This is a genomic window from Burkholderia sp. GbtcB21 (assembly GCF_019091065.1).
Taxonomy (GTDB): domain Bacteria; phylum Pseudomonadota; class Gammaproteobacteria; order Burkholderiales; family Burkholderiaceae; genus Burkholderia; species Burkholderia pyrrocinia_C.
In genome coordinates this window covers 1-20,748 of sequence record NZ_JAGXKA010000004.1, presented here as the reverse complement: position 1 = coordinate 20,748, position 20,748 = coordinate 1, and the positions used below count along the sequence as shown (strand labels likewise).

The window sequence follows — 20,748 nt, the reverse complement described above, 5'->3', positions numbered from 1 at the left end:
AAATTTGCCTAGGCGCAATGTCAATATTCACGGCAGCGGCACCGCATTACGTGGTAAGTAGACCCGGCTGACCTCGGAGACTACCACGTAAGCAATCAAGAGACCGCCAGCTAACCGCACCCCTGTCTGCGAATAAAGCGCGTCGCTCACCTTGTCCAGGAAGCCTTTTTCCTGCGTAGCAGGTGCCGTCACGGGGACGGTCTTCGGCGGCGGCCAATCGTCATCACAATTGCAGCGCTCGTCGACTCGAAACTCTTCGAAATTGTCAGCGTCTCCAGTGTGCTTCCGAGCAATCTCTCGGTAATCTCTTCGCGCCCCACTCGTTAACTCATCCTTTTCAAACTTAAAATCGTACAGCTTGGTTACTTTGCCATCTTTGACGGGAGCGATATCAAGGCGCCGCGAATTCGGACGAATGTAGTTCGACGTCGGGATGTCAGGATTTCCCTTGCTACCGATAAGGTCCCAATTTGAGCCCCGATCGTACGGAATCTCGCGCCAGGCTTTCGCGTCTGGCTTCGGATGCCCGTTCCCATCGTAGTACTTGTCGTCGATCTTCTTGCGAACGCAATCCTGGTATGTCTTGCCCTGCGGCAATTTCCCTTTCCACTCCTTCAAGCACTCGCACGCCATCTTGCAAAGCTCGTCGAGCAGTTCCTGTTCATCTTCAGGCAGATCGCGTTGCTTCAGCCCCGCCATGTTGACCGTGTTTCGATGGTTCATGAACAGCTTGTCGGTCAACCTGCAGGCCGCCTTGCCTTCGAACTTCACGTCGAACGAATGTGTGATCCAGTCGGTTTCAGCGAGGTGCGTGCCCGAGACGACACCCCCCATCGACCCGGCCTCATCGAATATGCTCTTCGAGAACTGGCTGCCATAGTTCGCAACCATGTTCCCGCCATCGGCGAACACCGACGTCGTCCCCTTCACCAGGTCGCGCGAGTGCGCCTCGTTCTGATAAGGCACCGGCACGCCGTTGCCCGGCGTCTTACAGACGTCCGGCAAGGTGTTGTCGCTGACGCCGCCGCTACCGCGATGGCAAAGCGTCAGGCCGTTGACGTTGATGGTGATCGCCATGAGCGGCTCTCCTGCCACGCGGGCGAGGGATCGGTGGGACCGATGAGCACTGCACCGCGTAGCGGGTCATCGGAACTGGATAGAATGAGGTGATTCGCCTGACGTGGACGTCTCGAAATTCCGTAGGCGGCCAACGCGACGTGTGCGACCGCGCTGGCAGACGCGAGATCGCCGCTAGCCAGCGCGGGTACGACGCGCTGCCATCCCCCGGCGAGCGCGTCCGCCAGCCGAAGCGCCGTGAAGCCGAACTGGTCGGCCCGGTAAGGCTCGCCGTTCAGATCGACTGATATCCAGCCGATCCGGTCGGCACTGAATTCCCGCCCCTGCTCGAGCGCGGAGCGGACGGCTTGGGATAGGGCCGCCCCGATGCACACCTTCCCCGAGTCATGAGTGTGCGGCTCGTGCGCGTGTCCGACGCCGAGTAACCGCGCCCAACTTTTTCCGCCCGACGCCAATCGCCCGGATAGCGCAATCGCGGCCGCACCTTCACCTGGCACTCGACCGTAGGGCTCTACTCGGAAGCGACCGCGATACGCGCGATGCGCGCCATGCAGAAGCGACCGCGCGTCGAGCCACATCAACGCGTCGTGATTTAGGCCGGACTCGACGCCGAGCACGACGGCCAGCGCATTCGGGTCCGCCACGAGCCTCTCGACTGCCTCTTCGATCGCTGTGACACCCGCAGCGTGACCGCCCTTTCGGATCGCAATCTCTGTCCACGTTCCCGCTACTTCCTGGACCGATGCCCCCACCATCTCGACGAGGTCCGTAGGCAGGCCAGGACGACGCTCGTTCTCAGGAAGCACGATCCAGAGCGAACGTGCGCGGCCGCCCAAACCTTCGTGGCCTCGCCGAACCAGATCGGCCATCACTTGCTCAAGCGCCTCGCGCGCGAGAGCGCCCCACCGCGCCGAATCGAAAGGACGTTCGATGGGGAAGAAACTACCGCGGACCGGCTCGCCGGCGCCGTCAATGTAGTCGGGATGACGCTGGAGCTGGGCGAGCTGCGCGCGCACTGCCGTGTCGGCGAGCTCGATACGGGGCCCGGATGGAAATATGCACGACGCGGACACGATCACCGGCGTACTGTTCATGCGGGTTGCTCCGAGTCGGATTCAGGACTCGCCTCGGCTGCCGACCGTGCATCGCCGAAGATCGCCTGCCACTCCTTATCGAGGGGCCGACGCTTCATGGTCACGCGGGTCTGATCCAGCAAGTTGACCTTCTCGTGACATGGCAATGCCATGTGGTACACCACGCATACCCGAAGCTCGTCGGGCTCAAGAATGACCGTGTGTATCACCGGACGAGAATGCTCGCGTGTGCCGTCGTAGAAGCGCGTCTCGCACGCCAGTGAGACCTTGGGCAACCGGAAGGTCAAGCTGCCGCTAGGCGCGAAATCCGGCCGCATCACATTGAGGAGCGTCACCGCTTCGCCCCCTGACAAGTGACCGTTCGTCTGCTGTTCGGGCGGAGCGATTTGCCAGAATCGGGGATCAAGATCCTCCGGCGGTAGCGGATGTCGTGTATTGCGCCAGGCGTCGTCGTACGTGCCCCCATGCTGCAGCCTCGCCGGCCAATGAGCGGGAAGTACCCCGAAGCCCGTGGTTGGCGGCACGTCGCTCCGATTGCGAATCGGCTGCTTCGCGGATTCGAGATTCGGCAACCAGACGCGACCTTCGCTGTCGGGCACATAACCCCGCCCAACGGGATTTCGGCTCGCCGGCGGCAGTTCCGGCGTGTCAGCGCCGAATGCGCGCTCATAGGAGAGCGGCAAGCTCACGAACGGCGCCGCCTCGCTGGGGCGCCACGACCAGAGCTTGCGCTCCCAATAGCGATCTCCGTGTACCGTCGCGAAGTGGCTGGTCGTGCCGATCTGAAAGCCCGCGCGCAGCGTCCGTACGGGCTCGCCATTGGGCGCCCACGCGTAACCGTTCAGCAGGACGTCGGTTGCCAGCTTGGGCGGCCCAAGATCGGTGTCGTAGAGCAAGCCTGCGCGGCCGTCGGCCGGCACTGGCCCATGGTTCAGGGGCAACTGTTCGTCGGCGAGCCGGACGTTTCCATCGGGCAGAATGGTGTAGGTCGCCTTCATGGCGACCACCCACACCTCCGCACCTTCCGGATCTCGCACCCAAGTCCGATCAGCAACGAATGGGGTCCAGTTATCGACGCGCCACATACCGTCAGTTCAGTTCGATCTGGCCGCCGGCAATCCGGTTCACACCGGCCGCGTCGCTCACGATGTACTCGCCGCGCAACGCAATCTTGCCGTTCGGATAGAGCGTAATGCTCGCCTTCCCGCATCGAAGCGTGATTTTTTGCTTCGCCTCAAACACAAGCTCGTCCTCGGTAACCGCCGGCATCTCCGGTGCCCCGCTCTCTGGGGTCGTCGCTGACGTGCCCGGCTGCAGAAGACATTCGATTTCGTGTTTCATGCGATCCCCTTCTGGGTCAGCGTCTGGAAAAGCGCGCGCTGTGCGGGCGCCGAAAGGCGGGTCGGAAAGCGCGGCCCGCGCGTCAGTCGTTGGAGATGTTCTGCGGCTAGCGGCCGCCACGCAAGCGGACCGCTAATCAACACCTCGCCAAGCCATTCAGGTGTGATCGGCTGACCGGCGAAGGAGCGGTAGGCGCTGTCGAATCGCGAACCGTGCACGTGCCACCATGCTGCGAATGCGGTGGCATCTGGCCACGGCAAATGCGCATCGGGGTCGACATCGGGTATCTCGCTATCGGCGAGCTCATCAGGGGCATTCAGAAGCATCTTTTGGCCCTGCCAGTCGTCCCGGACCGGATCGGCCCCGGTGATCAATGACAGCGAAGCCGCGGCAACCCGCGCGGTCCGAGGATCCGCGAGATGCTCCATCAAGACCCGAACGGCACCAATACGACCGAGCCACCCCAGTGCTATCAGGTACAGGCGAATCTCGCCAGACTGGCGCAATCGCTCGATGTGATGTGGTGCGTGTTCGGGTGCGTTCAGCGCGAGACTGCGCAGCGCACCACCGAATGCGCCAGCATCGACCGCGGCGTCGGTGAACAACTGGTCGAGCGCATCGCATGCGGCCGGCGTGTGCTCCGCCGGCGCAAGGGCGAGCAATGTCTGCGCAGCGGCCAACCGCACGTCGGGCACCTCATGATCGAGATACCGTCGGGCTGCGCTGGCAAGGTCGTGCCGGCCGACACCCTGCACGAGCTGCAGCGCATCGACAATCTCGGCGGCGGTCGGCTCCTGGATCATCTTCAGCTGCTCGAGCGCCTGTTCCGCGACGCCGGCAAAATCACGATGGCGTACGCCGACAAGCGACAAACGGACTGAACTGGGCAACGCCTCGATGCGCGCGCGAACTCGGGGCGTCGCCGGCACCCATTCAAACGCGTCGATCATTCCGACTCGAAGATCGGGAATTGCCGTGGCGAGCGCTTGGCATGCGTCCAGCATTTCGTGGTTGTCGCTCGCCAGCGCATACAGCGTCATCGCAAACATCTCGCCGGCACGCACCGGCTCCTGGGTCGACACCTGCATGCGCAGTGCCGCTGGCTCGCCAAGCAAGAGGAGTGATTCCAACGCGGCCAGCAACCGATCGTCGAACTCGGCGAGATCAGAAAAGTCGACTGCCGAACTGGCCAGCATGTTCGTCCGTCGACGCCATCCCATTGCGAGCAGATCGGCATATCGGTCGGCAAGCGGCTCGGCCGTGCTGGCAATCAACAGCGATCCGACGTTGCGCTCGACGAGCTGCGGGGGAACCTCTGGCGTTGTGATCGACGGTTGTCCTTCCGACGTATCTTCGACTGTAGGCATGCTTTGCAAGATCAATTTTCGTTGATCGTATTGCCGTCGACCTTCACCGCACCGGACCCGACGATCTGTATGTTCCCGCCACGGATGGAAATGTTTCCGTTGCTCTCGAGCACGATCGAAGCCTTTCCAGTGCGCAACTCAATCCGATCGCCCGCGGTAATCGTGAACGTCTTGCCGACCTTCGTCGTCTTCGACAACCCGACCTCCTCTGCCTGCGCGAGCCCCACGGCCGTGTTCATCGCCCCGACCACCGTAATCGTGTAGGCGCCGCCGACGACCAGCGCCTTCGCGAGGCCGACCTCTTCAGCCGATGCGAGCGCGATGAGCAGGTTCTGCATCCCTTCGATCGTCTCGACACGATTGCCGCCGACCGTCAGCGTCTCGTTGTTCCCGACGCGTTCGGTGCGATCAACGCCGATCGTGATCGTCTCGTTGTTGTCGACGGTTTCAGTCCGGTCGTGCTTCACGTGCACCGTTTCATCGTGGTCGATGTTCTTCGTGCGATCGTTGCCGACCCAATGCGACTCGTCGTGCTCGACTTCAATGCGTTGGTCCTTCTCAGCGTGCAGCCAGACCTCCTCCGCCCCCTTCTTGTCCTCGAAGCGAATGGCATTGGCCGTGTTCACGTTGCCGGTCTTGGTCGAGCGCGTCAGAATCCCGCTCTGCGTCGCGTTCGCGGGCAACCCCCATGGCGGCATGTTCGCCGAGTTATAGACGCTCGAGATGATCAGGGGCCTGTCCGGATTGCCGTCGAGAAAAATTACGACCACCTCGTTACCTATCCGCGGGATCTGGATCATCCCGAATCCACTAGCGGCCCACGGTTGCCCCACACGCACCCAGCACGAACTCCCCTGATCGCGCTTACCCTGCCGATCCCAATGGAACTGCACCTTCACGCGCCCCAGATTGTCCGTGTAGATTTCCTCGCCGTCGGGCCCCACGACAACCGCGGTTTGCGGCCCGATGATCGACGGCCGATCGATCGTGAACGCCGGACGATACGGAATCTTCTTGCGGATGCAGGTGAAACTGCACTGGTATGCCGCTGCACCCTCTCCGGCCTGGTAGTTGTTCGTGCCGTTGTGCGTGACAGTCGTCAACAGAAACTGCCGGTCTTCCGGTCTGGCAGCGTCGTGATCATAGTGATCGTCGAGCTCGAAATACAGACACGGCGACAACCGCCTGCTCGTGCTGGTTCCGATGAAGATCTTGCTGTGGGCGGCAAGCGCCTGCGTGCGAAAGCGCGTCAAGGCCTCCCCACGGTCGCTGTCCGCAAAGCCGTGTTCCCCGAGGTAGTCGTAGACTTCGTACGACGGCACTTCCCCTTGATTGACTTCCGTACCCCCGGACACAAACCGGCGTGCATGCGGCACCTTGTAGTCGAAGGTCTTCAAGCCGACGTTGGTGGACTCAAGCTGGCGGCTCGCCTGGAATGACGTGATCACCGCGAGATTGTCGAGCGCCTCTCCCTTCGTGTACTGCAGCACGGGGCTGCGGCCGCTGATCGGTTTCGCGCCAATCGAGTTGTCCGTGATGATGAGCTTGTGGTTGTCCTTCGCGTGCTCGAAGAAGAAAAAGAGCCCGTCTTCCTGCATAAGACGCTCGACGAATTCGAGATCCGTCTCCCGATACTGCGTACAGTAGCTGCGATTCTTCGTCGCCTTCGACAATCGGAATTCGAACGACGCGATCTTTCCGTACTCGCGAAAGACCTTCGAAAGAATGGCTTCGGTGTTCTCTTCCTGAAAGATCCGGATATCGCGACTGCGAGAAAGCATCCAGAGCCACGGCACGACGGTCGCGCTGTAGACCGTGAAGCTGCCGTCGTGGTCGAGGTGGCTGAAGTTCGCCACGTAGCCGTGGAAGTACCGTTCGTCCGAGCTCGCCAATGCATCGGTTAGCTGTAACGTAATCGTCACAGGTTGACCGATCAGCTTTTTCAGTTCGATATTCGGATCTTGAGAGGCAAGCCGAATGTGGAACTCGAAATTTTGAGATAAACCTTCAGTACCGTGAAAATCGACCAGCACCAAATCAGACCGCCCTTTCATTGGCGTCTGAATGGTGAACAACCGATTGCTCTGTAGCCCAAAAAATCCTGGAATATCTGACAGTTGCATGGCGCCCTCGGAACCCCGCATAGGAACGGCAGGATATTATTCGTCATGGGATTTTAAACTGCCTGCCCCGGGAAGGATCAAGTTTTCCGTTTCTTGTACCTTGGATATGGGGACGGAGCTGTACGGAAGGTGAATGGATAACCTGCTGCCCCATTACGAGTACGAGGTCGGTCTGCTGCTGCGCGGCGTCGCCGAATTTGCCCGACGCTATCCGAAGATTGGCGCGCGACTCGGTATCGCCAATGGTCAAGGCGATCTGCATGTCGACCGGATGATCCAGACGTTCGCCCTGCTGGCCGCCCGCGTCGACACGAGGCTCGAGGACACCTACCCCGAGTTCACCGAATCGATGCTCGAAATGCTGTACCCGCAGTACCTGCGGACCGTGCCTGCCTGCGCAATCGCACAATTCGATCCGACCAACCTGTTCGGTCAGCTGACGGCGCCCTTGACGATGCCGCGTGGCACGTCGCTCGATGCCAATGCGGCCCCGTGCCGATTTAGAACGGTCTACGATGTGACGCTCGCGCCGCTGCGTGTTCACTCAGCCCGTTTTGCTACGGCCACGATGGTCCCCGCGGCCGTCCGACTGCCGGCCAACGTCACCGCGGTTCTCTCGATTGCGTTCGCCAGCGCAACGCCGACCGAGGCGTTCGACGACGCAATCCCGTCGGGCACAGTTCGAATTCACCTGGCGGGCGATCGAGCGCGCGTCGCTGCGCTCGCCGACGCGCTGCAGCTCCGGGCCGGCGCTGCGTTCGTCGAGGTCGATCAAAGCGGCCGGTGGACGGTATTATCAAAAATTCCGATCGAATCGGTCGGATTCGGCGAACATGAACGATTGTTTCCAAAGGAATCGGCGACCACCTCGGACGCCTTCCAGCCCCTGATCGAGTCGTTCGCGTTCCCCGAGAAATTCGATTTCGTCGACGTCGACCTAGGTCGAATCCGTCGCGCCGCGCGCGCACCACACGCGCGGCTGCTGACGTTGCACCTTGCGATTCGCGACACCCCGGTAGCATCGGTCGCCGGCCAGGCGCTGAACGACCTGGACGCCTCGTCCTTCAAACTGTTTTGCACGCCGGTCGTCAACCTGTTCAAGCGAGACGCGACGCCCATCCAACTGACGACCACCGACCGAGCGTACCCCGTGACACCGGAGCCGCTCGAGACCGGCACGCCGCTCGATGTGTATTCGATTGATGCCGTTCATCTGGGCGATCGGGCGCAGTCCGAACACGAAATGGGAACACCGTCGGCCACCGCGCTTTCGCGGACGACCGTATTGCCGTACCGCGCGTTCAGCCACGGCCGGCAACCGGACCCGGCCGTCGCTTACTGGAGCGCGTTTCGCGATCCACACACGGCGGCCGGACAAGCACGTTCGCCCCTTCTGATCTCGCTCGTCGGGCTGGAGGGCAACGCTGCCCAGGTGAAGCACCCGCAAGTCGACGTCGATGTGACGGCCACCAACGGCGAGCTACCTTCGCGGCTACCGATTGGTGCGCCGGACAGCGACCTGGTTCACGAGGGTGCGGCACTGGCTTGTCCGATACGGCTGCTCACACGCCCGACCGTCCCAAGCGGACTTCCCCGTGGACACGATGCGTTGTGGCGTGTCTTGGCGGGCATGGCGCTGCACCCGTTCGATCTGACGCAGATTGGCCTAAAGGCATTCAAGGATTTCTTGCGACTGCACGCGCCGCGCGCGAGGATTGTTGCTCAACGCAGCATTGATGCGATCACAGGGCTCGACTACCAACCCGCTATGAAGTGGATGTCGCTCGACAACCAGTTCCCCTCGTTCGTGCGTGGCGTCGAGATCGTGGTATCGCTCGAGGAAAGTATGTTGCGCGATGTCACGTTGCACCTGTTCGCGCAAGTGCTCAACCTGTTGTTCGCTCCGTACGCACCAACGAACAGCTATGTACAGCTCATCATCCGGTCGTCCCAAACGGGGCAAGAACTGCATCGCTGCCCGGCTCAATGCGGAACGCGACCGGTGATCTAGTCAATGTAAATAGCCGACCAGGATCCCGGCGCCAGCGCCCGCTTGCAAACCAACTGTCGTGCCCCCCATCAGCAAGATCGCTGGGGCATGCGCAATCGCTATCTCAGCAAGCCACGTCATCGCCGGACTCGAGAGCCCGAGGGCGAGCTGCGCTGAATTGATCCCCAGGATCATTGCTGAGCCGGCCTTGCCATAGCCGATGCCTACACCACCATCGAGGTAAACCGTAGCCCCTTGAAAATCGCTCTTGGTCAGCTCGGCGCCACTAAACGCCGGCGCCATGTAAATGAGCCCCGCGCTGTCGAACGATTTGAGAGAGCCGGCTCCTCCGACCTCGTGCCCGGCGATCTTGGGTATCTTGATTTCCGGCAAGGAAAATCGCGGGAGTTTGATCTTCGGAACACGAAGGCCGAAACCGATGCCGACACCTACGCCGCCGTAGTAAAAATCGGTTTCCGTTCCAGCGGGGTCGGCCAGAACGATTGTGCCGCCCGACGCAACGACGAACTCGATACTGACGCCGCCCGTCGCACCTGTCTTGTAGCTCCAGTTGCTTGGTCTCAGAATTGACACGGCCGATCCTCTCAGATGCTGTTATTTTTTTGATGGCAGGTTCATCGCCGCGAAGAAGATGAATCCCAGACCGAATATCGCCGCCATCAACGTCCAGTTCCACACAGCGCCAAACCGGTCGATCGTGGCGGTGCGGGCCGGTGCCTCGGGCTGATACAGGACGGTGACCTTGTCGCCGACCTTGGTACCGTAGATCATCCCGCCTTGCGGATAGGAAACGCGCTCGCCTGTTTTCGTCACGAACTCGATCTGTGGGTGGCTCCCGCCGGCATTGAGGCTGACCACCTCGCCAGGGACGGCGATCGCAGTCTGTAGGAACCCTCGCGTAGACCACCCGATGAAAGCCGCGATCACGAGAAAAACGACCCCGATCGCAATGCCTGCAATAGCCTTAGACATGAGCCCTCTCGATTTTTGTCGTTCGACACGCCGCACCCTGTCACTACGTGTCCGAGCGCGATTTTAGCGCATTGCGGGACGCCGGCCGGCCACCCCGCGAATCCGATCGCATTTCGCCGGATGACTCTGTCTGCTCGTCAAGTTTCATTTTCGGGTGCTGTCGTGCCGCCGCTTTTGACGCGTCTCCTCGGTCGTCGTGATGCTGATGAAATAGCAGCGCGCGCACCAATGGCCGCGGCGGATCGTGTTCGGCGTGGCGAACCATCGGTGGCCACGCGCACATTCCCATTCCAACCGTGTCGAGCTGTTCACGTAGGATTTCGAGACGCAGGCTCCACCTCGCTCCATCGCGATCGCGCGCATCAGGTCGATGCCGAGCTTGCTGGCGTCGTGCCCGCACGCAGCGCACCAATGCCCGCGGACGATTGCTCCGGGACAGGCCCACCAACGATGACCTCGTGCGCATTCCCATTCGAGTCGAGTAGTCGCATTGCGGTAGGAATCGGACAAACAGCGGCCACCGTGAGCGGCTGCCAACTGATGCATGAGACTCATGCCATATCGCTTTGCCTCGTGCTGGCACTCGAGACACCACGATCCGCGAAATATCCGGGCACCCAACATGTCGAACTCGTGGCCTACTTCGCATCGGAATCGATAGCGGGCCTTGCTGCCTTCGTAGGCCGCGGCAAGGCAAACTCCATCACGTTCTTTAGCGCACCGCTGTAACCGAGCCAACCCATCCTTGAGCCAATACCCTTGTACCTTCTTCTGGTTCGCACAGGTCCGGCACCAGGCGCCGCGGATGACCTCAAGACCGACCGTCTCCCACTCGTGCCCCACCGCACAACGGAAACGGTAGCGGCCCCCAAGCTTCGTGTATGTCGTCGTCAGGCACTTGCCGCCTTGCGCGCGGGCGGCAGCGCGAATTCGCTTCATTCCGCCGGGATCTGCCATGCGCTTCGAATGCTCGTTGCGCGAGCATATGACGCACCACGAGCCCTTTTCGAGGCTAACTACTGACTTCTCGAAGACATGGCCGACGCGGCAAACGAACTGATAGCGCATCGCCGAGGTCTGGAATCCCCTGAGTCCAGCGGTCGACCAGATCGAGAAACGTCGCGAGGTCGCGGGCCTCGCCCATGCCCTTGTTCGGTTTTTTGGTGATGATGACGGTCATGCGTGACTCCCGTGATGGATCGGTTGGCGCAGGCAACCAGTGCGCGCTGGCCGCGGCTGGCGCCTGTTAGGACGTAGCGTTCGTCAAGGTCGCGCCTCAAGACGCTGGCGCCGAGTTCGGGGCGGTCGGTGTTGAAGTTCGTAGATACTGCTAATGGTGTCCGTTCGTGCGCTAATCGTGTCCAGTGATTCCGCTAATGCGGGGCGGCGAACGTCAAGCTGAGGAAGTGCGCAGCGGCCGGTCGCTGGCGACGTATTTCATCGACGGGCGCTGAATTCCAAACGATGGTGTTGAAGCGCGACATAGGCGTGCACCACGGCTCAATGTCGACAGCCTCCCCCATCCTGGAAAACAGGCATTAAAGTCGCGCCCCCTTCTTTTAGAGGAGAGGTATATTGTTGCGCACGCACCCAAGTTTTTGATCATCGGATACGTGCACGCCCTGCTCTCGTCACGAGCGACTTTCCTCATTACGCCGCTCGTGAGCCACATCTGGCATCGCAAGCTCTCGAAGGCGCATTAGCAAAATCTTCGCACATACACCCCCTCATTGTTGCATCAGCGCAACGCGTGCGGACACGAACAGAACGTGGCTCTCGGCCTTTGCAGCCGGCGCTTTCACGAGTTTTCACATTAGCAGTATCTGGGGTCACTGTTAGCAGAAACTTCGAACACCAACAATAGCCGGCGAGGAGCACCTGTTACCACGTGTAATTGAAGATTCGCCGTTTCACGCCTAGAGTGACCTGCAACCCTCACCTGCAGCACATTTCGAGTGGAAAATCAGCTGTTGTTTTTTTGCATCTTCAGCCATCGCGAAGATAAATTGATATTCCTAAATAATGAGAGGAAAAATGAACCAATTACGCAACGAGGCGGGCCGCACCTCAGTCGAATTCATGGACGGCGTTTCTGGGGGCCTCCGGGTCGCGATCTATCACACCCTTTCGAGCATCGGCGCAGTCGAGCAGGTGGTCGTGGCCGACGGTCACGCCGGCTTCGACGAGCAACGGGCCCGCGACGCACTTTCCGCAGGCCACAGCTTCGTCATTCTTGACGCAAAGGCAGGTCAACTGAGCACGGTTTTTCGGGGGACGGGCATCACTGTGCCTCAGGATGTCGCGCTCTTTGCAGTCCAACGGCGCGAGATCCCGGGTCACAAGGACCGCTACCATACGGCCGTGACCATCGTGCCACACGAAGACTCGATCATGTTTCGTGAGAGCGGCTCACGGCCCCTGCTTCCCGTCGAACAGGTCGCGCACGCCATTGCGCAACACGTCGCAGAGCCAGCGCAGCTCGATACCAACTTGATTCCCCCGACTGGAGCCTACTTTCACATATTGACTTACACGTTCCAGAAAGGCCCAGCTCCAATATCCACTTCAAACACTGGATCTGGCCCCTTTTCTCAACCATATAGCATCCGCAACACACACAATTACTATATTTATTATGCAAATGGCGATGGCCAGGACCCGTACTACTTGATCTTTCTGGATCTGAACAGCAACTGTGTACCTGGCGTGGGGGGTATCTATAACAGGGATTGGGGTAGGGGCGCTGGACTCACGACAAACACGGTATCGAGCACCGTTCTGGACGGATCGCTATCGCTAGTCGATCTCTCACCGGATGGCACCACCGGTTCGCCGGTGACGACCGCAGTCGACTATCAGATCACTGTCATGGCCGATGATGGCGGCGGATCAACCTCGACACCGTTCACGATATCTAAGAGCGTTCAAACCTCGAATGACAATTGGGGGGTAGGGCAAACGGGCGTACAGTCAAACAATGAAGCTGCGTGGACGTATTACGAGAATGGCCTCTGGAGTGCCTTGTCTCAGACGCCCGACAATTTTGATTCTTGGAAATGGAATCTTTATGCTCCAGATGGTAGCAGTGGAGATATTCAATATTATAAGGTGCGCCCCCTTGATGCACAGTTTAACAATGGCGTTAGCGGGGAAACAATGGCGCTGTGGACGATTCCCCAAAACTCAGGCAATCAATCTCCACTCAACTGTCAATTGCATTTCAAACATGAATTCCTGGTCGAATTGATTAATAGTACCAATTGGACCACGCCCACCTTGTATTCGTGGACAGTATCGAATGAATGGGATGTGCCTGCCTGGGATCTGGTCGCCCTCACCGGTTCTCCACAAAGCTGACGAATTCCGTTCGGGCCCCCCTGCCCGTTTAGGCGCGCCGTAGCCCGCTTCGCGCTGCCGCGTTCGCGTTCGCGTTCCGCGTGCCCTCGCCTTCTCGCATGCCCAGCTCGGCCCAGGTTCCGGGCTGGGCGCTCACACCCCAAATCCGTGCATTCGACCGGTCAATGGCACGAGGTGATCTCATGAACTCCTATTGCGGCACGCTCCCCGGCTCCTTCTCCGTCGACAACAACGGCGGCGCCACCTACAAGATCGACGTCGCCGTTCCGCCCGGCATCGCTGGCATAGCGCCCGAGCTTGCGTTCGTCTACAGCAGCCTTGCTACGAATGGTCCGATCGGGGTGGGCTGGGCGCTCGACGGCCTTTCCGTCATCGAGCGCTGTGCGCCAACGCTCGCACAAGACGGGCTGCTCGCCGGCGTCACCTTCTCCGATACCGACCGGCTAGCGCTCGACGGTGCGCGTCTGGTGCCACGGAGCGGTGCCAGCTACTTTGGGCAAAACACTGTCTATGAAACCGAGATCCAGTCGTGGGATCAGGTCATTCCGATCTACCAAGGCACGCCTGGCCGCCAAGGCCCCGACGCGTTCGAGGTGCATCAACGCAACGGGCGCATTCTCCGCTACGGCGCGACGCCCGATGCGCAGGCGGTGATGTCCTCCGCGGGCGACTCGTCGATCCGCGCCTGGTATCTGAGCAGTATTGCCGATCGAAGCGGGAACACGATTGCCTTCTCCTATATAGATGCCGGCTCGAGCGGATTCAAGCTGCCCAGCGCGATTCGCTACACATCGAATGCGCGAGCTGGCGCCGAGGCCCGACGGTCGATCGTGTTTGATTACGAGGACCGGACCGATGTCGAGTCCGGCTACATCGCCGGTCGACCTTACGCGAAGCGACGGCGCCTGAGTACCGTCGCCACCCGGGTTGACGACGCCGTAGTCTCTCGTTATGCACTCACCTATGAGTATGGTTTCGCCACCGGACGCAGCCGCCTCGTGTCGATCACGCGCGCCGACGGCCAGGGCGTCGCGCTGCCGCCCACAAAGTTCGACTGGCTGGAGGCCACCGCCAACTTCGGACCGGCTACGCAACTCGACATCGACTCCCTGCAATGGGGTGGCTCGTTCCTGCCAATGGATATCGACGGCGACGGACATGTCGACTTCGTCAACGCCTATTCGGACGGTGGCAAGTTGGCGATGCAGATATTCCTCGCGAACCGTACAGGTGGCTTCGACGGACCGTTCGACGTACCGCCAACCGGTCTTCGCTACGGTGGCCAACTGGTGGCGCTCGATGCGAACGGTGACGGCAGGATGGAACTTGTCTACGCGGCCAACAACAACGGCTCGCTCGGGCTCACATTATTCGTGTCCGCGCTGCAGGATGGCAACTGGACCCTCGTGCCGGGACCCATGAACAGCGCTGGTCCGTCGGACCTCAAGGCGGGCGGAATCCTCGTCGCCGCAGATGTCGACGGCGACGGCCTCGCCGACCTCGTACTGACCTTCCAAAACAGCGGAAAGCTTGGTGTCAAGACCCTGTTCTCGGACGGTACCCGCTTCGCCCCCTCGCCCGACGACCAGACTACACTCACCGCCCCCTATGGCGGCACGCTGTACGCGTGCGATGCAAACGCCGACGGTCGGGACGATTTGATCTACGCAACAAAGACGGACAACGGCCGGCATCTGGCGCTGACGCTGCTGCGCAGTCACGGACGCGCCGGCTTCGTGCAGATCGACGACGTGCTCGACGGGACGGTCCCGGCCGGCGGGCAGATTGTGCCAATCGACGTGAACGCCGACGGCAACACTGACCTTGTGGTGTTTGCCTCGGACACAGGCAAGCTGACCACGCGCGTGCTCCTTAACGACGGGGGCGTTTTCCACGCGGGCGATCCAACATCGACCGGTCTGCCGTACGGCGGAGTCATCGCACCGGCGACCCTTACCGGATCATCGTCACCGGAAGTGCTTGTTCTTACCCACGACACCGACAACAAACTCATCGTCTCGGCGTTCCGCACCGGTCCATCGGGACTGACACCGCTGCCGGTGCTTAGGCAGCCGCCGGCTGGCACGCTCGCCGGCGGGCTTGCGATGCCGCTTGATCTGCGGGGCCGTGGCTTGAGCGACCTAGTGTATGCGATCAACGCGAAGGGAAAACAGAACGCGATCGTAATGGCCGTCGCCGGTCCGTATCCTGACCTGCTCACCACCGTCACGAACGGCGTTGGCGGACAATATGCATTGAGCTACGCGCCGATGTCAGATCCCGCAGTCTATTCATCGACTGGCGCGGCCAAGGGAGCCATGGAGCCGCGCGCCTTGTTGCATGCGCTCGTCAATGGGAGCGGCGCCAGTGTCGGCACCGCGCAGTGGCCGAATTCGACCGGAGGCCGTCCGGTGCTGGCGCGCACACCGTTGCCGAAGTACCTCGTGCGTTCCTTCACGAAAGCGGACGGCATCGGCGGCCAGTGGCAGACCGTGTGCCGCTATGAGAATGCGCTGATCGACCGATCGGGACGCGGCTGGCTCGGCTTCGCGGCGGTGGAAACGGACGACCAGGATGCTGATACGACGCTGCGTGACGAGCTCCATCAGGTGTTCCCGCTCGTGCAACATGTCAGCAGATCGCGGCTCACGCGGACCTCAGACGGGGCGCTGATGATGACCACCATGCACAGCTATGAAACGCCGCAAGCGGGACAGTCCTACCAGGTGCTAGAGACCTCGACCGCGACAGCGCACTACAGCTTCGCCGCGTCCGAGGCGGCGCCCGATACTATACTGACCGTCGACACGGTATACGGGCCGTACGGCAACGTCACGCAGCGGACCACTGCGGGCACCGCGCTGGCGGCCGGCCCGACCGTGCTGGCCCAGGAGTTCGACACCGACGAGGCGAGCTGGCAGATCGGTTTGCTATCGAAGAAGACCGTCTATGCCGGTACGGTGCTCGACGACACCAAGGTGTTGCATCGGGAGCGCTTCACCTACGACCTGGACTCGTGGCTGCCCATCACGCACGACCGATGGAACAACGCCAACGAAGGACAGTGGCTCACCGAGATCACAAAGCGCGACCGGTTCGGTCGGATCCACCAGCAGACCGATCCGGCCGGTACAGTGAAGACGACTGAGTACGAAACCGAATTTCAGACGTTCGTCCAGTCGGAAAGCACCACCGTCGATGCTGCCAAAACGCTGACGTGGCAGTTCACACATGAGTCGGCCTTCGGCGCCTGTACGTTGCGCGTCGACCCGGCGTCCGCCGTAGAGCAGCATGTCGTTGACGGCCTTGGGCGGACAGTCTCCATCTTACGCACGGCGCCCGACGGCACGCTGGTCGAGGTCTTGCGCACCCGTTGGTCGATGGAGGGCGGTCTGCTGTGCGCCGCCACGTCCCAACGCCTGGACTGGACGACGGACAATTGGACCACGCACTGCGTGTTCGCCGATGGACTGGGTCGACACGTGCGTGTCGAGCGGGATCCGCCCGAAGGCACGAGGCCGATCGTCGTCGAAACGACCTACAATGGGCATGGCGCTAAACAGACGCAAACGCTGCCGCGCTTCAAAGGCGAGCCGTCTGTCGGCGCCACATGGATTTACGATGCGTTCGGCCGTGTGATCAAATTCGAGGCGCCCGCAGCCAACGGATCGACTACAACGACCATATCCGCCTATCCACGCGTCGACATCACCGAGACGACCGTCGCGTCCGGCACGTCATCAGCTCGGACAACAACCGTGCACCATGCGTTGTGTGGCAAACAGCACGTGCCGATCAATCGCACCGACAATGCGGGCGCCGTCACGCAATATGCATACGATGGGCTCGGGCGACTGTTGTTGCTGACAGACCCGACCGGCATCGTGACGTCCGCGACCTACGACAGCCTCGGTCGACAAATCGCGATCGCGATCAGCCAGGACCACACGACCTTGTCCTCGAGCACGGTCACTTACCAGGATCCCACTCGAACGACCATCGAGACGACCCCGATCGACGTGCAAACGGATGGCTCAGTCACGATCGTGAAGGACGGCCTGCAACGGATCATCTCGAAGCGCACGAGCGATGGCCAGCAGACTGCATTCATCTATGACGAAACGGACGTGCCGTACGGTATCGGGCGGCTAACGACCGTGAAGCTGCCGAACGGAGACGTGCTGCGCTACGGCTACGATGCTCAAGGTAACGTGGCTCGACGCGACGTGACGCTGTCGGACGTAACGTCACAGGTGACGCGGATCTTCGACCCGCGAGGCAAAACGACCACCACAACCTTCCCGGACGGGTCTCAGCAAAGAAACGTGTATGCGCCGAACGGCGCGCTACTCGGTGTCGACTTCACCCCGTCAGGCTTGCCGCTCCGTCGCGTACTCGGCTATTCGGGCTTTGACGCCCATGACAATCCCGCGACCCTGGCACTCGCCAACGGCCTGACCTGTGACATCGACTATGACCTGTACGGTCGACTCGCGGGCCAACTAGTGACGGATACCCACAATCATTCGATGTTCGCTTATCAGGTATCGCGCGAATTGAACGACTCTATTGGATCGCTGGGCGATCCCGTGTCGCTCCAGATGCTGGCCTACGACCCGGCCGGACGACTGGCCAGTACCACCGGGGGGGCGATTCCGCCCCAATCCTTCCAGTACGACGCGTCGGGCAATTGCCTGTCGGCCGGTGGCACCACGTTCGCGTGCAACGGCTACCGCGTCGTGTCAGGCACCGGCGAAGGCGCTTTCATCGCGGACTACAACATGGCGGGCGGGATCGTGTCGCTAACGCGGGATGGTGCCACGCTCGCCTATACGTACGACGCTGAGCAGCGTCTGGTGCACGTGGCTGATTCGGCGAGCGGCCGGCAGGCCACCTACACCTACGATGCGCTGGGGAACCGGCTCACGAAAGACGAGGCCGGTGTCCGGACGCTCTACGTCGACCCACAGTACGAGATCGTGTACTTTGCCGACGGTAGCCGTCAGCATTCATGCCTGATCAGCCTCCGCGGCAGCAAGGCCTATATCTACACGATCGCCGACAGCGGCTCGCCCCCTGCGCTCGAAGGCATTCCGGTACCGGGCGAGGCCTTCTTCATCTGCGATCAGGTCCACAGCCCTCGCGCTGCATTCGACGGCACCGGCGAACTGATCGCCCGGATAGACTATGATCCGTTCGGCGCCATTGCAGCGCTCCAAGGCACCCGCAGCTTCCGCTACAGCTTCAGCGGGCGCGAATTCGATAGTGTCGCCAGCGCGTATTACTTCGGTGCGCGGTACTGCGACCCACGCCTGCGTCGCTTCATCACGTCAGACGATCAACTCGGCGGGAGCTTGCTCGACCGAGACACAGCCAATGTCTATGCTTACGTCGAGAACGACCCGGTGGGGTTGATCGACCTCGACGGTCACTCGATCTGGGATTTTGTCGCTCAGGTGGCAGTGGGGGTGCTCGCCGTCGGCGTGGGCATCGCGGTGTCGGTCGCCAGCTTAGGACTCGCGGCCCCCCTCGGGGCATCGATCGGCGTGCTTGGCGCAACCCTCGTCACGGCGGCGGTAGGGGCCGCAGCCGGCGCCGCGATCGGGGCCGGTACAGGCGGACTGATTTACGACGCAACAAAGGCGATCCAACACAAAGCCAATCAGGTCTCGTGGAGCCAATGGGGCGTCAAGGTGGGTATTGGGGCCGCCACCGGTGCCGTTGCCGGTGGCGTGGGCGGTGCGATGGCCCCTTTTGCCAGCGTCGCTGCCGACACCGCCGTGGCGGCATTGGGGGCGGGCGAAGCTTTGTCCGGTGTCATGCAGGCCACAGTCAAAGCGATTACTACGGCGCTGGTGATGGTAGAACCCGACACCGTGACGAGCGTCGGAAACCAGCTTCTCAGCAACGCAATTCAGGGGAAGTCCGTGACCGACGGACTAGCGACAGCGTGGGCCTTCGGTGTTGCGGCCGGAGTGTTGGGCAGCGCAGCGTCCGGTATCCTGACGAAGGTAGCCGGCCCGATCGATAAGCAAGTGCTTGGGATGGTAGCGTACGCTAACGGGGAGGCATTCGACACCGTGGTGAAGGCGAGTATTTCCAGCTGGTTGACACAAAGCATGCCAAAAGTCCTCTTCGGCAAGCTTCAGAGTTTCGGGCGCGGCCTGATGGATCGTCCCGTCTGACATGTCTAAGAAACGCTAACAGAATGATTTTTGATGGTGTCGCCAGCAGATGATGCAGGCGGCGATTTTCATGAACGCTTCGTGTATGGAGGCGAGCCGCTCGAACCGAACGCGCAGGCGTAGACCAAAATAAAGTCGTCACCGTTTGCGAAGTAAAGATGTCACTTCGCCGGTCGTCGTCGACCGGTGGATGCGAAACCCTCATGAATTCATGAGGTTGCACGCGGCGCAATAAAGTTGACACTGTGCGGGCGTCGCGAAGACCTTGTCAACTGTCGTCGAGCAGCGGCACCGCCCGCGCTTGGCGCACACTGCGCCGTTCGTCGGGCGGCTTGCCGCGGATCTGCTCTTCGATCTTGTAGAGCGCACCGATCCGCCGCAGCGCCTCCTCCGTCACGGCGTTGGGGCGCACCGCATGCAGGTCGTGGATCTTCCGGCGCGCGTGTGCCTTATGCCGAGCTCGGCATAAGGCACACGTGCGCCGCGGCTTCATCAAGGCCGAGGAGTCTGTGCCGAAAGCGGCACGCTCGCCGGATCTGCTGGCGACGCGCTTCGTTATGCTGGTCGGTCGGTTGTTCGCCGCCGAGGCACGCAGCGCAAAGTGGAAGGCAGAACGTCGACAACGGCTGCGTGTGCGATACAGCGCCCGAGTGCTCTCCATCATCGAACGCATGATGATTGAGCATCTGCCCACCGTGGTACCGTCGAGTCTGCTCGGAAAGGCGCTGCAGTACATGAGCGGGCAATGGCCCAAGCTGGTCCGCTACGTCGAGAACGGCACCTGGCCGATCTCGAACAACCTGTGCGAGAACGCGATCCGGCCGTTCGTCGTCGGTCGCAAGGGCTGGCTGTTCTCCGATACGGTCGCCGGCGCGCAGGCGAGTGCAAACCTGTACTCCCTCGTCGAGACGTACAAGGCGAACGGCATCGATCCGTACCGCTATCTCGTCTGGCTTTTCGCGAAATTGCCGCGCGCCTCCACCGTTGACGACTACACAGCGTTCATGCCATGGAATTTGCCTACTGGCGTAGGCGTTCACAATTAGCGCTAGCAGTGTTCACAGGCGCGCAAATATGTCCAGTAACCCTGCTAGCGTACGGTTCTGAGCCGTGAGAAGCGGCTTGTTCAATTGCGCGTTATTGTCGTAAGCGTGGCACCGACACCGTATTGCTTTAGCATGGCGGCTTTCCAATCGAGATCGCCGAGATGCCAGTGGAGCC

At 61.2% G+C, this 20,748-nt stretch carries 13 protein-coding genes and 3 pseudogenes; 4 read left to right on the top strand and 12 right to left on the bottom strand.

Annotated elements, in window-relative coordinates:
- Window positions 1–27: 27 nt before the first annotated feature.
- The 6 genes from KVT39_RS11020 to KVT39_RS10995 are packed head-to-tail and all read right to left on the bottom strand — an operon-like array spanning window position 28 to window position 7,002.
- On the bottom strand, window positions 28–1,077 hold the full coding sequence (locus KVT39_RS11020; RefSeq protein ID WP_217589028.1) for a DUF4150 domain-containing protein: 1,050 nt from the start codon (window positions 1,075–1,077) through the stop codon (window positions 28–30).
- Complete coding sequence (locus KVT39_RS11015; RefSeq protein WP_217589027.1) at window positions 1,047–2,171, bottom strand: beta-ketoacyl synthase; 1,125 nt, start codon at window positions 2,169–2,171, stop codon at window positions 1,047–1,049. The genes KVT39_RS11020 and KVT39_RS11015 overlap by 31 nt, the downstream gene beginning before the upstream one ends.
- Complete coding sequence (locus KVT39_RS11010) at window positions 2,168–3,256, bottom strand: DUF2169 domain-containing protein (protein WP_217589026.1); 1,089 nt, start codon at window positions 3,254–3,256, stop codon at window positions 2,168–2,170. Before KVT39_RS11010 ends, KVT39_RS11015 begins: the two co-directional genes overlap by 4 nt.
- A 4-nt stretch (window positions 3,257–3,260) precedes the next feature.
- The gene (locus KVT39_RS11005; RefSeq protein WP_217589025.1) at window positions 3,261–3,512 is read right to left on the bottom strand and encodes a hypothetical protein; all 252 of its coding nucleotides are present in this window, start codon (window positions 3,510–3,512) and stop codon (window positions 3,261–3,263) included.
- Window positions 3,509–4,879, bottom strand: coding sequence for a hypothetical protein (locus tag KVT39_RS11000; protein WP_254640465.1), 1,371 nt, complete (start codon window positions 4,877–4,879; stop codon window positions 3,509–3,511). The genes KVT39_RS11005 and KVT39_RS11000 overlap by 4 nt, the downstream gene beginning before the upstream one ends.
- Before the next feature lie 11 nt (window positions 4,880–4,890).
- Complete coding sequence (locus KVT39_RS10995; protein WP_217589024.1) at window positions 4,891–7,002, bottom strand: type VI secretion system Vgr family protein; 2,112 nt, start codon at window positions 7,000–7,002, stop codon at window positions 4,891–4,893.
- A 133-nt stretch (window positions 7,003–7,135) separates the two neighbouring features.
- Between KVT39_RS10995 and tssF the strand changes: the two genes are divergently transcribed.
- Window positions 7,136–9,013: a type VI secretion system baseplate subunit TssF gene (gene tssF, locus KVT39_RS10990; RefSeq protein ID WP_217589022.1), complete on the top strand. Its 1,878-nt coding sequence runs from the start codon at window positions 7,136–7,138 to the stop codon at window positions 9,011–9,013.
- Here tssF and KVT39_RS10985 read toward each other — a convergent pair whose 3' ends face one another.
- The 4 genes from KVT39_RS10985 to KVT39_RS10970 all read right to left on the bottom strand — a co-directional run bounded on the left by KVT39_RS10985 (window position 9,014) and on the right by KVT39_RS10970 (window position 11,165).
- Window positions 9,014–9,586 carry a hypothetical protein gene (locus KVT39_RS10985; protein WP_217589019.1) on the bottom strand — a complete coding sequence of 191 codons (573 nt, stop codon included), beginning with the start codon at window positions 9,584–9,586 and terminating at the stop codon, window positions 9,014–9,016.
- Between the two features lie 21 nt (window positions 9,587–9,607).
- Window positions 9,608–9,985 carry a DUF3592 domain-containing protein gene (locus KVT39_RS10980; protein ID WP_217589017.1) on the bottom strand — a complete coding sequence of 126 codons (378 nt, stop codon included), beginning with the start codon at window positions 9,983–9,985 and terminating at the stop codon, window positions 9,608–9,610.
- 144 nt (window positions 9,986–10,129) lie between these two features.
- Window positions 10,130–10,942 carry a hypothetical protein gene (locus KVT39_RS10975; RefSeq protein ID WP_254640443.1) on the bottom strand — a complete coding sequence of 271 codons (813 nt, stop codon included), beginning with the start codon at window positions 10,940–10,942 and terminating at the stop codon, window positions 10,130–10,132.
- 55 nt (window positions 10,943–10,997) lie between these two features.
- Window positions 10,998–11,165, bottom strand: a complete 168-nt coding sequence (locus KVT39_RS10970; RefSeq protein WP_217589015.1) for a hypothetical protein — start codon at window positions 11,163–11,165, stop codon at window positions 10,998–11,000.
- Window positions 11,166–12,019: 854 nt separating this feature from the next.
- On the opposite strand from KVT39_RS10970, the gene KVT39_RS10965 reads away from it, so the two are divergent.
- Together KVT39_RS10965 and KVT39_RS10960 are read left to right on the top strand one after the other, a co-directional pair.
- A complete protein-coding gene (locus KVT39_RS10965; protein WP_217589013.1) occupies window positions 12,020–13,342 on the top strand; it encodes a hypothetical protein in 1,323 nt (440 codons plus the stop codon).
- A gap of 182 nt (window positions 13,343–13,524) precedes the next feature.
- Window positions 13,525–19,527, top strand: a complete 6,003-nt coding sequence (locus KVT39_RS10960) for an RHS repeat-associated core domain-containing protein (RefSeq protein WP_217589011.1) — start codon at window positions 13,525–13,527, stop codon at window positions 19,525–19,527.
- A 15-nt stretch (window positions 19,528–19,542) separates the two neighbouring features.
- Here the strand turns inward: KVT39_RS10960 and KVT39_RS10955 are convergent.
- Window positions 19,543–19,647: pseudogene (locus KVT39_RS10955) on the bottom strand (IS5/IS1182 family transposase); the annotation flags it as partial.
- Window positions 19,648–19,801: 154 nt separating this feature from the next.
- Window positions 19,802–19,975 (bottom strand): annotated as a pseudogene (locus tag KVT39_RS10950) (transposase); the annotation flags it as partial.
- A gap of 25 nt (window positions 19,976–20,000) precedes the next feature.
- Between KVT39_RS10950 and KVT39_RS10945 the strand changes: the two are divergent.
- Window positions 20,001–20,573, top strand: a pseudogene (locus tag KVT39_RS10945) (transposase); the annotation flags it as partial.
- Between the last annotated feature and the right edge of the window lie 175 nt (window positions 20,574–20,748).

What these genes read in the sequence shown, in the direction of transcription:
- tssF (WP_217589022.1), top strand. Translation starts at nt 7,136, where the DNA reads ATGGATAACCTGCTGCCCCATTACGAGTACGAGGTCGGTCTGCTGCTG.
- KVT39_RS11000 (WP_254640465.1), bottom strand. Translation starts at nt 4,879, where the DNA reads ATGCCTACAGTCGAAGATACGTCGGAAGGACAACCGTCGATCACAACG.
- KVT39_RS10970 (WP_217589015.1), bottom strand. Translation starts at nt 11,165, where the DNA reads ATGACCGTCATCATCACCAAAAAACCGAACAAGGGCATGGGCGAGGCC.
- KVT39_RS10980 (WP_217589017.1), bottom strand. Translation starts at nt 9,985, where the DNA reads ATGTCTAAGGCTATTGCAGGCATTGCGATCGGGGTCGTTTTTCTCGTG.
- KVT39_RS11015 (WP_217589027.1), bottom strand. Translation starts at nt 2,171, where the DNA reads ATGAACAGTACGCCGGTGATCGTGTCCGCGTCGTGCATATTTCCATCC.
- KVT39_RS10975 (WP_254640443.1), bottom strand. Translation starts at nt 10,942, where the DNA reads ATGGCAGATCCCGGCGGAATGAAGCGAATTCGCGCTGCCGCCCGCGCG.
- KVT39_RS10965 (WP_217589013.1), top strand. Translation starts at nt 12,020, where the DNA reads ATGAACCAATTACGCAACGAGGCGGGCCGCACCTCAGTCGAATTCATG.
- KVT39_RS11010 (WP_217589026.1), bottom strand. Translation starts at nt 3,256, where the DNA reads ATGTGGCGCGTCGATAACTGGACCCCATTCGTTGCTGATCGGACTTGG.
- KVT39_RS10995 (WP_217589024.1), bottom strand. Translation starts at nt 7,002, where the DNA reads ATGCAACTGTCAGATATTCCAGGATTTTTTGGGCTACAGAGCAATCGG.
- KVT39_RS11020 (WP_217589028.1), bottom strand. Translation starts at nt 1,077, where the DNA reads ATGGCGATCACCATCAACGTCAACGGCCTGACGCTTTGCCATCGCGGT.
- KVT39_RS10960 (WP_217589011.1), top strand. Translation starts at nt 13,525, where the DNA reads ATGAACTCCTATTGCGGCACGCTCCCCGGCTCCTTCTCCGTCGACAAC.
- KVT39_RS11005 (WP_217589025.1), bottom strand. Translation starts at nt 3,512, where the DNA reads ATGAAACACGAAATCGAATGTCTTCTGCAGCCGGGCACGTCAGCGACG.